The organism is Pseudomonas sp. MWU16-30322 (assembly GCF_020515535.1).
GTDB lineage: Bacteria > Pseudomonadota > Gammaproteobacteria > Pseudomonadales > Pseudomonadaceae > Aquipseudomonas > Aquipseudomonas fluorescens_H.
The window spans coordinates 1-14,671 of sequence record NZ_JAIWYL010000017.1 but is presented as its reverse complement, the minus strand read 5'-3'; the positions used below and the strand labels follow the sequence as shown (position 1 = coordinate 14,671).

The 14,671-nt window shown below is 61.0% G+C and carries 10 protein-coding genes; 5 read left to right on the top strand and 5 right to left on the bottom strand.

Features of this window, described 5'->3' with window-relative positions; genetic code table 11:
* The first annotated feature begins 5 nt into the window (after window positions 1-5).
* On the top strand, window positions 6-3,650 hold the full coding sequence (locus LCH64_RS27170; RefSeq protein WP_226501853.1) for a transporter substrate-binding domain-containing protein: 3,645 nt from the start codon (window positions 6-8) through the stop codon (window positions 3,648-3,650).
* Window positions 3,651-3,698: 48 nt separating this feature from the next.
* A complete protein-coding gene (locus LCH64_RS27165; protein ID WP_226501852.1) occupies window positions 3,699-6,644 on the top strand; it encodes an HD domain-containing phosphohydrolase in 2,946 nt (981 codons plus the stop codon).
* On the opposite strand, the gene LCH64_RS27160 is transcribed toward LCH64_RS27165, so the two are convergent.
* Window positions 6,645-7,127, bottom strand: a complete 483-nt coding sequence (locus LCH64_RS27160) for a GAF domain-containing protein (RefSeq protein ID WP_003226750.1) — start codon at window positions 7,125-7,127, stop codon at window positions 6,645-6,647.
* A complete protein-coding gene (locus LCH64_RS27155) occupies window positions 7,124-8,014 on the bottom strand; it encodes an ATP-binding protein (protein WP_003226753.1) in 891 nt (296 codons plus the stop codon). Before LCH64_RS27155 ends, LCH64_RS27160 begins: the two co-directional genes overlap by 4 nt.
* A gap of 166 nt (window positions 8,015-8,180) precedes the next feature.
* Between LCH64_RS27155 and LCH64_RS27150 the strand changes: the two genes are divergently transcribed.
* Window positions 8,181-10,502 (top strand): response regulator, encoded by a 2,322-nt coding sequence (locus LCH64_RS27150; RefSeq protein ID WP_226501851.1) that lies wholly within the window; start codon window positions 8,181-8,183, stop codon window positions 10,500-10,502.
* On the opposite strand, the gene LCH64_RS27145 is transcribed toward LCH64_RS27150, so the two are convergent.
* The 3 genes from LCH64_RS27145 to msrB form a co-directional block, all read right to left on the bottom strand.
* Window positions 10,486-10,947 (bottom strand): MarR family transcriptional regulator, encoded by a 462-nt coding sequence (locus LCH64_RS27145; RefSeq protein ID WP_045122566.1) that lies wholly within the window; start codon window positions 10,945-10,947, stop codon window positions 10,486-10,488. The genes LCH64_RS27150 and LCH64_RS27145 overlap by 17 nt on opposite strands.
* Window positions 10,944-11,429: a glutathione peroxidase gene (locus LCH64_RS27140; protein WP_003226757.1), complete on the bottom strand. Its 486-nt coding sequence runs from the start codon at window positions 11,427-11,429 to the stop codon at window positions 10,944-10,946. Before LCH64_RS27140 ends, LCH64_RS27145 begins: the two co-directional genes overlap by 4 nt.
* A 166-nt stretch (window positions 11,430-11,595) precedes the next feature.
* A complete protein-coding gene (gene msrB, locus LCH64_RS27135) occupies window positions 11,596-11,991 on the bottom strand; it encodes a peptide-methionine (R)-S-oxide reductase MsrB (RefSeq protein WP_003226759.1) in 396 nt (131 codons plus the stop codon).
* 223 nt (window positions 11,992-12,214) lie between these two features.
* Here msrB and LCH64_RS27130 point away from each other — a divergent pair, with 223 nt between their 5' ends.
* Window positions 12,215-13,426: a pyridoxal phosphate-dependent aminotransferase gene (locus tag LCH64_RS27130; protein ID WP_003226761.1), complete on the top strand. Its 1,212-nt coding sequence runs from the start codon at window positions 12,215-12,217 to the stop codon at window positions 13,424-13,426.
* 304 nt (window positions 13,427-13,730) lie between these two features.
* Window positions 13,731-14,618, top strand: coding sequence for a protease HtpX (gene htpX / locus LCH64_RS27125; RefSeq protein WP_045122567.1), 888 nt, complete (start codon window positions 13,731-13,733; stop codon window positions 14,616-14,618).
* Window positions 14,619-14,671 lie beyond the last annotated feature (53 nt).

The window sequence follows — 14,671 nt, the reverse complement described above, 5'->3', positions numbered from 1 at the left end:
CCTGAATGCCCAGTCGTTTGAAGATCTATCTCGTCATATTGTGTGCGAGCCTGTGCCTGACTTCTCAGGCCTATGCCGACCTCGTCACAGCGCAAGATTATGTGCTGCGCAGCCGTTCGAGCCACGAAGCGCTGTCCATTTCTCTGCAGCCCGCGCAACGGCAATGGTTACAGACTCGCAGCGAACTGAGACTGGGCACCTCCGCACCGGATTATCCGCCGTTCGACATGACCGCCAGCGGCCGCGATTACGAAGGTTTTACCGCCGACTACGCCGGCCTCCTCGCACAGGCTGTCGGTTTACCAGTCCGGGTCAAGCGCTTTGCCTCACGGGAAGCCGCCTTGCGCGCACTGATAGCCGGACAGGTCGATATGCTCGGTACGGCCAACGGTTTCGAGGCCAGTAATCCAGACATTCTGCTTTCAATCCCCTATGCCATCGATCAGCCGGTACTGGTCACCCGTGAAGACGAGACCCGTACGCTCACCGAGGGCCTGGCTGGTCTGCGCCTGAGCATGGTCTATCACTATCTGCCGCAGGAGGAAGTCAAGGCGCTGTACCCCAAAGCCATCCTGACGTCCTACCCTTCCTATCAAAACGCAATCAATGCGGTGGCTTTCGATCAGGCCGACGTGTTTCTGGGCGATACCATCTCCACCCACTACATGATCAACAAGGGCTATCTGAACAACATTCGCATGGCCAATTTCGGCAAACAGGAAGCCCACGGTTTCAGCTTCGCCGTGCACACCGACAATCCGCAACTGCTCGCGATCATCAACACCGCGCTCCAGGCCATACCGGCCAGTGAACGCGACCGCATCGCCAAGCGCTGGAGCGCTGGCAGCGACATCCTGCTGACCGACCAGAAGCTGCAATTGACCCACCATGAAGAGCAGTGGCTCAAACAGCATCCGGTGCTACGCGTCGTCGTCAACGAGGCTTTCGCGCCGCTGACGTTCTTCGACAGCGACGGCAATCTGCGTGGCATCACCGCAGACCTGCTCGAACTGCTGCGCCTGCGCACCGGCATGCGCTTCGAACTGGTACGCAGCCGCAGCGACGGCGACATGGTCGAGCAGATCAATCAGCACCGGGCCGATCTGATCGCGGCGTTGCTACCCAGCCCGCAACGGGAAAAGACCCTGCAATTCAGCCGTCCCTACCTGGAAAACTCTTTCGTCCTGCTCACCCGCAAAGCCACTGACAGCCCGACCCATCCGACGCAGCTCAAGGACAAATACCTGGCGATTGCCCAAGGCAGTCCCATGGCCGATTACCTGCGCCGCGAGTTCCCCAATATCCACCTGACCGAAACCTCCGACACCTTTGGCGCCGCGACCTTGCTCGCCGAAGGCAAGGCCGATGGCGCCGTCGCTTCGCTGGTGATCGCCAACTATCTGATTTCGTCGCGGATCTTCGAGCATCAGTTGCAGATCACCACCACCCTCGGCACCCGTCAGGCAGCCTTTTCGCTGGCCACGGCCCGCGACAACAGCGAACTGGGGTCGATCCTCGACAAGGCGCTGCTGAGCATCAGCCCCGAAGAACTGGGGGTGATCAATAGCCGCTGGCGCGGTTTTTCCAATGCGGCGCAAAGCAATTGGCATCACTACCAGCGCCTGTTTTACCAACTGATCGGCGCAGCCTGCCTGCTGCTGTTGCTGTCACTGCTGTGGAATGCCTACATGCGGCGCCAGATCAAGCAACGCCAGGCCGCCGAGCGGGCACTCAACGATCAGTTCGAATTCATGCGCTCACTGGTCAACGGCACGCCTCATCCGATCTATGTGCGCGACCGCCGGGGGCTGCTGCAAAGCTGCAACGACAGTTACCTCGAAGCCTTCAACGCCAAACGCGAAGACGTGATCGGCAAAAGCGTCATGCAAGGCACCCTGAGCAATGCCTTCGAAGCCCAGGCCTTCGAGGCAGATTACCAGCGGGTCGTGGCCGAAGGGACACCGATGGTACTCGACCGACCGCTGCACATCGGTGGCCGGCGTCTGACGATCTACCACTGGATCCTGCCGTACCGCGATTCCAGCGGCGATGTACAAGGGATCATCGGTGGCTGGATCGACATCAGTGAGCGCCGGCAACTGTTCGATGAACTGCGTACGGCCAAGGAACAGGCGGACAACGCCAACCGTGCCAAAAGTACCTTTCTGGCCACCATGAGCCACGAAATCCGTACGCCGATGAATGCCATCATCGGCATGCTCGAATTGACGCTCGAACGCATGACCGATCAGGCTCCGGATCGCTCATCCATCGAAACCGCCTATTGCTCGGCCAAGGACCTGTTGGGCCTGATCGGCGACATCCTTGATATCGCACGGATCGAGTCCGGGCACCTGAGCCTGAGTCCCGAGCGGGTCAATCTGGTGGAAACCGTTTCTTCAGTGGTGAGGATCTTCGACGGTCTGGCCCGGCAGAAAAACCTCGCCCTGCCCCTGACCCTCACTCCCCCGGGCCTCAATGTCGACGTGCAGCTTGATCCGTTGCGCTTCAAGCAAATCCTGTCGAACCTGATCAGCAATGCCATCAAATTCACCGAGTCCGGGCAGGTCCGGGTCAATCTGGACGTGGTGCCCGATGGCGCGGGCCAGTGTTCGCTGATTCAATTGACGATCCAGGACACCGGGGTCGGCATCAGCATCGAAGATCAACAGCGCCTGTTCAAACCGTTCGCCCAGGCTGACAGCGGCCAACAGCCCGCGCGCAGCGGCGCGGGTCTGGGGTTGGTGATCAGTCGCAACCTCTGTGAAATGATGGGCGGTCAGCTGCAATTGAGCAGTCAGCCCGGGATCGGCACTCAGGTCTGCCTGTCGCTGCCGCTGCAAACGCTGCCGTGCAAGGTCGCCGCGACGAAAACCGCGCCACCGATCCACGCCGCGGGTACGCCGCTGAACATCCTCGTGGTCGACGACCATCCCGCCAATCGTCTGCTGATGTGCCAGCAACTGGAGTTCCTCGGGCACCGCTTCAGCCTTGCCGAAGAGGGGCGAAGCGGATTCGAGAAGTGGCAGCGCGGCGCATTCGATCTGGTCATCGCCGACTGCAATATGCCAGTGATGAACGGCTACGAACTGACCGAGGCCATCCGCCAGCACGAACAAAGTACCGGGCGTGCTCCTTGTACCGTGCTGGGCTTCACAGCCAATGCGCAACCCGAGGAAGTGCAGCGCTGCAAACAGGCCGGCATGAATGACTGCCTGTTCAAACCCCTGAGCCTCAGTGCGCTGAGCCAGTGGGTCAACGGCCTTCAACCGGCAACCCCTGAACCTGCGTTCAATCTCGAGGGTTTGAATCAATTGACGGGCGGTAATCCGCTTCAGGCCCAACGCCTGCTCACGCAATTGCTCAAGAGCAGCCGCCTCGATCGCGAGGAGCTGCTGGCCCTGGCGCCGCACAATGATCGCGAGGCATTGGCGGCGGTGGCGCACAAAATCAAGGGCGCCGCCCGAATCGCCCAGGCTTCGCGTCTGATCGTGCGCTGCGATGCCCTGGAACAGGCCTGCCTGCAGACCACGTCTGTGGCGGCCATCGTGCGCTGCATCGAGGCCACCGACGCGGCGATGGTCGAACTGGAGCAGGCGCTGCAGCAACAATTGGAACCGTTCGCAGAAAGCACAATGACCGAGCCTTAACTATGCTTGGGCGCTGAGCAGTGTGTTTACTTCAATGGAGAGTCAGCAATGCCCAGCCCACTGCGCCCGGATCAACGCCGGTTCCCGTTGCACGTGCACATCAGCGTCATGTTCACGTTTCTGCTGTTGCTGACCGGCGTGGTGCTGGGGCTGTTCAATTATCGCCAGACCACCCGGATCATCCTGTCGAGCAGCGAAAACCTGTTCAATCGCATCGAACAGGACGTGCGCCTGGACCTGCATTCAACGTATGAACCGATCCGTCACCTGCTGAGCCTGCTGGCCGACAACCAGGCGGCCGGGGCCTCGAACCTGCAACAGCGTCTGGCGCTGCTCAAGCCGTTCAGTCAATCACTCAAGGACAACACCGATCTCGCTTCGCTCTATCTGGGCTACGGCAACGGCGACTTCTTCATGGTCCGGCCGTTGCGTACCAGCGCCCTGAAAACCCTGCTCAAGGCGCCGCCGGACGCGGCCTATCAGGTCTGGAGCATCGAGCACGACGCCAGCGGCATCGCGTCGTCGCAGTCACTGTTCTTCGACCAGGCGCTGATGCCTGTCGGGCGCCAGGACAATCCCGACGACCGCTACGATCCGCGCACCCGCAACTGGTACACCAACGCCCTGCAACAGGGCGATCAGATCACCACCGAACCCTATGTGTTTTTCTCCACGCACAACGTGGGCACCACCCTGGCCCGACGCAGCGGCGCAACCAGTGTGATCGGTGCCGATCTGACGCTGGAAGCACTCTCGGCCACCTTGCTCAAACACGTGGTCACCCCGTCTACCGAAATCGTGTTGTTCGATGCCGATGGCAATGCCGTGGCCTATCCGGACAGCCGCCGGCTGATTGTCGACGACAGCAGCGCACGCCTGGCCAAGGCTGCCGACCTGAGCCCGAACCTGCACGCGTTGCTGTCCACCACGCATCAGGGCAAACGGCTCGACGTCGATGGACGCCACTGGATCGTCGCCCGCAGCAATCTGCAAGAGGGCGGCCCGAGAGGACTGCAAATGGCCCTGCTGGTGCCGGAGGACGAGTTGCTGGCCGACGCCTACCGCATGCGCTGGCAAGGGGCACTGATCACCCTCGCGACCTTGCTGCTGTGCCTGCCGCTGGGTTGGCTGACCTCGCGGATTCTGGTCAAGCCGTTGCATGCGCTGGTCAAGGAAGCCGATGCGATTCGCAGCTTCGATTTCAACTTTCCGGTTACCCGTCGCTCGCCGGTTCTGGAGGTTGATCAGTTGAGCCTGTCGATGGCCCGCATGAAGGAAACACTCGCCAGTTTCTTCCGCATCACCGACAGCCTGTGCGCCGAAACCCGCTTTGCCCCATTGCTGCAACGGGTGCTGTTCGAAACGGTGCAGATCGCCCAGGCGCAAGCGGGGTTGATCTATCTGCGCGAAAACGATGGCAACCGAATGGAGCCTTACGGACTGGTAATTGATGGCGTCTCGCAGGAACCCGGCGAGTTCGCTGTGCTGGGCCGGGATCTTCTGGCCGATCAAGGGCCGGCGTGGTTCCAGCAACTGATCACCGCTGACAACGTGGTCAGCAGCCTTGGCTTTGAACAGGCCGGGGACTTGCAGAAAGTCTTGTTGGCCATGCAGTCGCCGCGCATCCACCTGATCGGTATCCGCCTGCGCAACCGGCACAACGAAACCATCGGCCTGCTGCTTCTGCTGATCAACGACAGCGGCAGCGCTCAGGACCTGGAAAAACTGCGCCCGGACCGCATCGCCTTCCTGCAAGCAGTTTCCGGCGCGGCGGCGGTGAGTATCGAAAGCCAGCGCCTGCAAGCGAAGCAGAAGCAGTTGCTCGATGCGTTCATCCAGTTGCTGGCGGGCGCCATCGACGCCAAGAGCCCGTACACCGGCGGCCACTGCCAGCGCGTGCCGGAACTGACCCTGATGCTCGCGCAGGCCGCGGCCGCCAGTCAGGCGCCGGCGTTCCAGAGCTATCAGCCGAGCGAAGACGAATGGGAAGCCCTGCACATCGCGGCCTGGCTGCACGATTGCGGCAAGGTCACGACGCCGGAATATGTCGTCGACAAGGCCACCAAACTGGAAACCCTCAACGATCGCATCCACGAAATCCGCATGCGTTTCGAGGTGCTCAAGCGCGATGCCTGGATCAGTTACTGGCAGGCACTGGCGCTGGGCGGCAACGAGGTGCAACTGAGCGACCTGCGTGACGCCACGTTGGCTGAACTGGACGACGACTTTGCCTTTGTTGCCCGTTGCAATCTGGGCGGCGAGGCCATGGCGCCAGCCGACCTGCAGCGTCTTGAGCGCATCGCCGAGCGCCGCTGGACGCGCACCCTTGATGATCGACTGGGGGTGTCATGGGAGGAAAACCGCCGTCAGGCGCAAACGCCGGTTGCGAATCTGCCGGTCAGCGAGGCACTGCTGGCGGACAAACCCGAACACCTGATCAAGCGCGCCGACAGCGAACTGATTCCGGAAGACAACCCGTGGGGGTTCAAACTGGATGTGCCGCGCTACAAATACAATCGCGGCGAACTCTACAACCTGAGCATTGCCCGGGGCACGCTGACCCGTGAGGAGCGCTACATCATCAATCACCACATGGTGCAGACGATCTTGATGCTCAGCCACCTGCCTTTCCCCGGACATCTGGGCAGCGTTGCGGAAATTGCCGGTGGTCATCACGAAAAAATGGACGGCAGCGGCTACCCCAAACGCCTGAAGCGCGACGACATGAGCCTGCCGGCGAGAATGATGGCGATTGCCGATATTTTCGAGGCGCTGACCGCGGCGGATCGGCCATACAAGAAAGCCAAATCCTTAAGCGAAGCCCTGGGGATCATGGCCACCATGTCCCGCGAGGCGCACATCGACCCCGAGTTGTTTGCGCTGTTCATCAACGACGGGGTGTACATGCAGTACGCCGCGCGGTTTCTCGATCCGCGACAGATCGATGCGGTGGACTCGGCCAGCCTGCTGCGCAAGGCTGGCCTGAGCGCCTGATCAGCAGTCGGTCAGACGCAGGAAGATCGCCGCCAGTTGCTCGATACCGGCCTGATCGTCCGCGCCGAAACGCGCGAGTTTCGGGCTGTCGAGATCGAGTACGCCAATCAACCGACCGTCCTTGACCAGTGGCACCACCAGTTCGCTGTTGGAGGCGCTGTCGCAAGCGATATGACCGGGGAACGCATGCACGTCTTCGACGCGCTGGGTTTGCCGACTGGCCGCTGCCGCGCCACACACACCGCGCCCGAACGGAATGCGCACGCAGGCGATCTGGCCCTGAAACGGACCCAGCACCAGTTCTTCGTTGCGATTGAGGTAGAAACCGGCCCAGTTCAAATCATCGAGCTGGTTGAACAGGAACGCCGAAAACTGCGCGGCGTTGGCGATGAAATCGCGCTCGTCCGCCAGCAGCGATTCCAGTTGTGCGGCCAACAGGCCATAGCCTTCGAGCCCCTGGCCGCTTTGTTGCAAATCAATCATGCCTTGTGCTCCAGCAATTTCAGTCCCACCCAGTAACGGGCGAATTGGTACGCGCAACGTCCGTTGCGATTGCCGCGCCCGGTTGCCCAGCGCACGGCGAGGATGTCCAGCTCTTCATCGCGCTGCCAGCTCAAGCCAGCCTTGGCGGCCAACTGGCCGATCCAGTGTTCGACGACGTTGAGGAAGTGTTCCTGGGTAAACGGATAAAACGACAACCACAGGCCGAAACGGTCTGAGAGCGCGATCTTGTCTTCCACCGCCTCACTCGGATGCAGTTCGCCGTCGACGCGTTTCCAGTTTTCGTTGTCGCTTTCCTTTTCCGGCACCAGATGGCGGCGGTTGGAAGTGGCGTACAGCAAGACGTTGTCCGGTGCCTGCTCGAGCGAGCCGTCGAGCACGCTTTTCAGCACTCGGTAGTCGCCTTCACCGGATTCGAACGACAGGTCATCGCAAAACAGCACGAAGCGCTGCGGCAGTTTGGCGATCTGCTCGACCACGCGCGGCAGGTCGGCCAGATGGTCACGCTCGATCTCGATCAAACGCAGACCGGCGCTGGCGTGTTCGGCCAGCAGCGCACGCACCAGCGACGATTTACCGGTGCCGCGCGAGCCCCAGAGCAGCGCGTGGTTGGCCGGCATGCCGTCGAGAAACTGTTGCGTGTTGCGACCCAGTTGCTCCAACTGACGATCAACGCCGATCAGGTCGGACAGGCGCATGTCGAGGCTGACTTCCAGCGGCAGCAAATACCCGCTGCGCCCGTCACGCTGCCAGCGCGCCGCGAGGCATGTTTCCCAGTCGATCACCGGGCGCGGCGCCGGCAACAAGGGTTCGATCCGCGCCAGAACCGACTCGGCGCGTTCAAGAAAAGCATTTAATCGGGAATCCACGTCTTCTCCTCGGGCACGTTCAAAGCAATGATGGTGCTTCAGCGACGACAATCAGATCAACAACCCCCGCTCAGGCCTTGTTACAAGGCGATTCGGGAACCTCGGTATCCATACATGATCGACTATGCTTGAGCAGCGAAGGGAAACGGAAGTGGTTCAACACCCCATGGATATCAAATTCACCCACCGGCTGTCTTACAAGCAAGCCAGATTCACTGTGCTGGTCGGGTTCATTCTGGGCACGCTGCTCAGCCTGCTGCAAATCGGCATCGATTATGCCAGTGAAGACGCCTCCATCAACCGTGAAATTCTGTCTTTGCTGGAAATCAGCCACAATCCGGCATCGCGCATCGCCTACAACATCGACGCGGAACTGGCGCAGGAACTGACCCTGGGCCTGTTGCGTTCGCCGGCGATCATCTCGGCGCAAATGACCGACAACAACGGTAACGTCCTGGCCAACGTCAAACGCCCGGAACTGCAAAGCGGTTATCGGGTGATCAGCGATTTCCTGTTCGGCGCCAAACGCCAGTTCGAAGACCGCCTGTACCTCGACCACCTGCCCAACGAATCGCTGGGCACGCTGAGTCTGGAAGTCGACACCTACGCGTTCGGCAGCCGGTTCCTGCGCCGCGCCGAAGTCACCCTGCTCAACGGTTTTGCCCGCAGCCTGATCCTCACCGGCATCCTGCTGGCGCTGTTCTACGTGATGCTGACCAAGCCACTGGTGCGTCTGATCCGTGAGCTCAGCGCGCGCGACGCACGCAGCGCAGAACCGACGACTCTGGAATGTCCGGCCGGCCACGCCAACGACGAGATCGGCGTGCTGGTCAAAGTCGCCAACCAGCAGTTCGACAACATCGCCACGGAAATCCAGCAACGCCGCAACGCCGAAAACCGCCTGACCGATTACCTCGGGCAACTGGAACACATCGTCTCGGCCCGCACCGCCGAGCTCAAGGCCATCAACACCCGGCTCAGTCAGTCCAACGAGGAACTGGAGGTGGCCCGCAGCACCGCGCTGGACATGGCCGAAGCGCGCTCGGCATTCCTTGCCAACATGAGCCACGAGATCCGCACCCCGCTCAACGGCCTGCTGGGGATGATCGCCCTGTCCCTCGACGGGCCACTGAATGCCGAGCAGCAGCAACAGCTGTCGATTGCCCACGACTCGGGCAAAGTGCTGGTGGAACTGCTCAACGATATTCTCGACCTGTCCAAGTTCGATGCGGGGCAACTGGAGCTGGAACACATCCCGTTCGACCTCGGCTCGCTGATCGAGGACACCGCCAACCTGCTGTCGCAGAACGCGGCGCCCAGCGTCGAACTGACGTGCCTGATCGACCCGCACTTCCCCGCGTTGGTGCTGGGGGATCCAACCCGGGTACGGCAGATTGTCAGCAACCTGCTGTCCAATGCCCTGAAGTTCACCCGGTTCGGCCGGGTCGATGTGCGTCTGTCAGCGCATAACGACGGGGTGCGCATCGAGGTCTGCGATACCGGCATCGGCATCGCCCAGGAAGCCCAAGTGAAGATCTTCCAGCCGTTCACCCAGGCCGGTGCCGGCATCACCCGCCAGTACGGCGGCACCGGCCTCGGCCTGGCGCTGACCTACAATCTGTGTGAAGCCATGCAAGGCCGATTGACCATCAGTTCCGAGGCCGGTTTCGGCAGTCAGTTCTGTGCCGACCTGCCGTTGCCGTGCCACACCCGGGCGGTGATGCCGCCGCCGTTGCAGGGCAAGGTTCTGGCGATCACCGCTGCCAGCAGCGGCCTGGCGGAACTGCTCAAGACGCTGTTGCCAGTGTGGGGCGTGACCTATGAACAGCGCACCATGGACGATCCGCTGCTGGGCCTGTCTCCCGACCTGGTGATCACCGACTGCCCGGAATGCCTGTTCAGCCTGCGCCCGACGCTCAGCACGCCGATCCTGGTGGTGACCGCTTATGGCAGCTTCATGCCCAGCGAAGAAGCCGCAGCGCTGGCGCCATTGCAGCAACAGGCCCGACCGCTGGCGCGCAACGCGCTGTATCAGATCCTGCGGCGCATTCTGCTGGCCGACATCACTACGATCAACGATGCGCGCCTCGAGAGCGTGCCCGTACAACGACGCGGACGGGTACTGCTGGTGGAGGACAATCCGGTCAACCAATTGGTGGCCAAGGGCATGCTCGGCAAGCTCGGTTGCGATGTGGTGGTCGCCGCCCACGGCGCCGCGGCGCTCGATCAACTGGAGCACGATGAATTCGATCTGGTGCTGATGGACTGCAACATGCCGGTGATGGACGGCTACGAAGCGAGCCGGCAGATCCGCCAGAGCGGGCGCTGGCCACACCTGCCGATCGTCGCACTGACCGCCAACGCCATGTCCGAAGAACGCGAACGCTGCCGTGCGGCCGGCATGAGCGATTACCTGGCCAAGCCGTTCCGCCGCGAAGAGCTGGCGGCGGTGCTCGACCAGTGGATTCCGACTACGTCAGTGCTTTGATCTGCCCCAACAGGTGATCAAGGCCGTTGCGCAAATCGTTGAGTCGATCGAGATCCACCCCGCTGTCGCACAACAACCGGGCCTTGAGTGGCCCGACCTGTTCGCGCAGCGCCTGACCTTGGGTGGTCAGGCTCAGATGCACTTCACGCTCGTCGCGCGCCGAACGCTGGCGCTGCACCCACTGCAATTGCTCAAGACGCTTGAGCAACGGCGTCAGGGTGCCGGAGTCCAGCGCCAGCCGCTCGCCCAAGGCCTTGACCGTCGGTTGCTCCGGCGCTTTGTCCTGCCATTCCCACAGCACCAGCATCGCCAGGTACTGCGGGTACGTCAGGCCAAGCTGATCGAGCATCGGCTTGTAAGCGCGAATCACCGCCCGGGACGCGGCATACAACTTGAAGCACAACTGACTGTCGAGCTTCAGCGAATCGTCGGGCAGGCTGTTCATTTGAGCAGGGCTTCGATCTCGCCGCTCATGTCCTGCGGCTTGGTGGTCGGGGCGAAACGCTTGACCAGTTGCCCATCCTTGCCGATCAGGAACTTGGTGAAGTTCCACTTGATGCCCTCGGAGCCGAGCAGACCCGGAGCGCGCTTTTTCAACTGTACGAACAGTGGATGCGCGTCAGAACCGTTGACGTCGATCTTCTTGAACAGCGGGAAACTCACGCCGTAGTTCAGCTCACAGAACTCGCTGATCGCACCCTCGTTGCCCGGCTCCTGCTTGCCGAACTGATTGCACGGAAACCCCAGCACCACCAGGCCCTGATCCTTGTACGTCTGCCACAGCTCTTCCAGGCCTTTGTATTGCGGGGTGAAGCCACATTTGCTGGCGGTGTTGACCACCAGAACGGCCTTGCCGGCGAAATCGGCCAAGGTCTTTTGCTCACCCTTGATGGTGGTGACAGGGATATTCAGCAGGTTGTCGCTCATGATCCGCACTCTGAATTCTGGAAGAAGGCGTAAACATAGCGAGCAATTAAATTGCGTGCAATTTAATTAACTGCACATAACCCTGTAGGAGCTGCCGAAGGCTGCGATCTGTTGATCTTGAAAATCAAAAGATCGCAGCCTTCGGCAGCTCCTACAGGGGCTCGCATCACTCGCGCGGCTCGAGATTCAGGCACACCGAGTTGATGCAATAACGCAGGCCGGTCGGTGGCGGACCATCGGGGAACACGTGGCCCAGATGCGCATCGCAGCGGGCGCATTTGACCTCGGTGCGGATCATGCCGTGGCTGGTATCGCGGATTTCGGTCATGGCGCTTTCGCCGATCGGCGCGTAGAAGCTCGGCCAGCCGCAGCCGGAATCGAATTTGGTCGTGGAGTCGAACAGTGGCTCGTTGCAGCAGACGCAGTGATAGACACCGTCAGTCTTGGTGGCGTTGTATTTGCCGGAGAACGGCCGTTCGGTCGCACTGAGCCGACACACGTTGTACTGCTCGGGGTCGAGCATCGCACGCCATTCTTCCAGGGTTTTTTCCAACTTTTCCATCATCACACCTCAGCGGCTGAAAAAGCCCGATCTGTACCTTTTCCACGGATCGGGTGGCACGTATGATTGCGCCTCGTCACACGCCAGTCTGGCAGTCAGACCGGGCGCATTCAAACGGATTCTCGGCGCCACGGCGCAAGACTCCGCCTGTGCGAAGACGCAGGAATCCCAGTACGGTTGGCCATTCGCCGTCTGGATCGTTCATTTTCGGGATCACATCGCCATGCAGTTCAGCAAATCGAACAAGCTCGCCAACGTCTGCTACGACATTCGCGGCCCGGTGCTCAAGCACGCCAAACGTCTGGAAGAGGAAGGCCAGCGCATCCTCAAGCTGAACATCGGCAACCCGGCACCGTTTGGTTTCGAGGCGCCGGACGAAATTCTCCAGGATGTGATCCGCAACCTGCCGACGGCCCAGGGCTACAGCGACTCCAAAGGCCTGTTCAGCGCGCGTAAAGCGGTGATGCAGTACTACCAGCAAAAAAATGTCGAAGGTGTCGGCATCGAAGACATCTACCTGGGCAACGGCGTGTCCGAGCTGATCGTGATGTCGCTGCAGGCACTGCTCAACAACGGCGACGAAGTGCTGGTGCCGGCGCCGGACTACCCGCTGTGGACCGCCGCCGTGAGCCTGGCCGGCGGTAATGCCGTGCACTACCTGTGCGACGAGGGCGCCGACTGGTTCCCGGATCTGGCCGACATCAAGGCCAAGATCACCCCGAACACCAAAGCGATGGTGATCATCAACCCGAACAACCCGACCGGCGCGGTGTATTCGAAGGAAGTGCTGCTGGGCATGCTGGAAATCGCCCGCGCGCACAACCTGGTGGTGTTCTCCGACGAGATCTACGACAAGATCCTGTATGACGACGCCGTGCACATCTGCACCGCTTCGCTGGCGCCGGACCTGCTGTGCCTGACGTTCAACGGTCTGTCGAAATCCTACCGCGTGGCGGGTTTCCGCTCCGGCTGGATCGCCATCTCCGGGCCGAAACACAATGCCCAGAGCTACATTGAAGGCATCGACATGCTGGCCAACATGCGCCTATGTGCCAACGTGCCGAGCCAGCATGCGATCCAGACCGCCCTCGGTGGCTACCAGAGCATCAACGATCTGGTGCTGCCGCAAGGTCGCCTGCTCGAGCAGCGCAACCGCACCTGGGAGTTGCTCAACGACATTCCGGGCGTCAGCTGCGTGAAGCCGATGGGCGCGCTGTATGCATTCCCGCGGATCGACCCGAAAGTCTGCCCGATCCACAACGACGAGAAATTCGTCCTCGACCTGCTGCTCTCCGAGAAGCTGCTGGTGGTGCAAGGCACGGCGTTCAACTGGCCGTGGCCGGATCACTTCCGTGTGGTCACGCTGCCACGTGTCGACGATCTCGAGATGGCCATCGGCCGCATCGGCAACTTCCTCAAGTCCTACCGCCAGTAACCGGTCGACAGTGCGCAACGTGTTCTGCGTTGCGCGCTGTCTGATTCAGCAACACTTCTGCCCTCCCCGCCTCACTGCGCCTTCTACACTTGCGATTGATATGGCTTATACGCGCCTGACGTAATGGCGGCGGGTGGCGGCCGCCTGTCAGCCCTTTCGGTTTCGGTCGTGGGCAATGACCTGCAGACCTTGGAATCCGCTGTAGGACACAGTTTGAAATAGTCACTCGGTTGAATCACCCGGTGCCGCACCTTATATACCCCGCAGTACGCTACATCTTTAGCTTGAGGAGATTTCTACAACCATGATGCGCATCCTGCTGTTTTTGGCCACTAACCTGGCGGTCGTGCTGATAGCCAGCATCACCCTGAGCCTGTTCGGCTTCAACGGGTTCATGGCGGCCAACGGGGTTGATCTCAACCTCAGTCAGCTGCTGGTTTTCTGTGCGGTCTTTGGTTTCGCCGGTTCGCTGTTCTCGCTGTTCATCTCCAAGTGGATGGCGAAGATGAGTACCAGCACCCAGATCATCACCCAGCCACGCACCCGGCATGAGCAATGGCTGCTGCAAACCGTCGAGCAACTGTCCCGCGAAGCCGGGATCAAGATGCCCGAAGTCGGTATTTTCCCTGCCTACGAGGCCAACGCGTTCGCCACCGGCTGGAACAAGAACGACGCGCTGGTCGCGGTCAGCCAAGGCCTGCTCGAGCGCTTTTCGCCGGATGAAGTGAAAGCCGTGCTGGCCCACGAAATCGGTCACGTGGCCAACGGTGACATGGTCACCCTGGCGCTGATCCAGGGCGTGGTGAACACCTTCGTGATGTTCTTCGCGCGGATCATCGGCAATTTCGTCGACAAGGTGATCTTCAAGAACGAAGAAGGCCAGGGCATCGCCTACTACGTGGCAACGATCTTCGCCGAACTGGTTCTGGGCATCCTCGCCAGCGCCATCGTCATGTGGTTCTCGCGCAAGCGCGAATTCCGTGCCGACGAAGCCGGCGCACGTCTGGCGGGCACCAACGCAATGATCGGCGCACTGCAACGTCTGCGTGCCGAGCAGGGTCTGCCGGTGCACATGCCGGACACCCTGAATGCCTTTGGCATCAACGGTGGCATCAAACAGGGCTTTGCCCGCATGTTCATGAGCCACCCGCCGCTGGAAGAACGTATCGACGCGTTGCGTCGTCGCGGTTGATCGGTTTGACGCATGTCTAGTCCTGAAATAGGTTTACACCTGTTTCAGTCTCA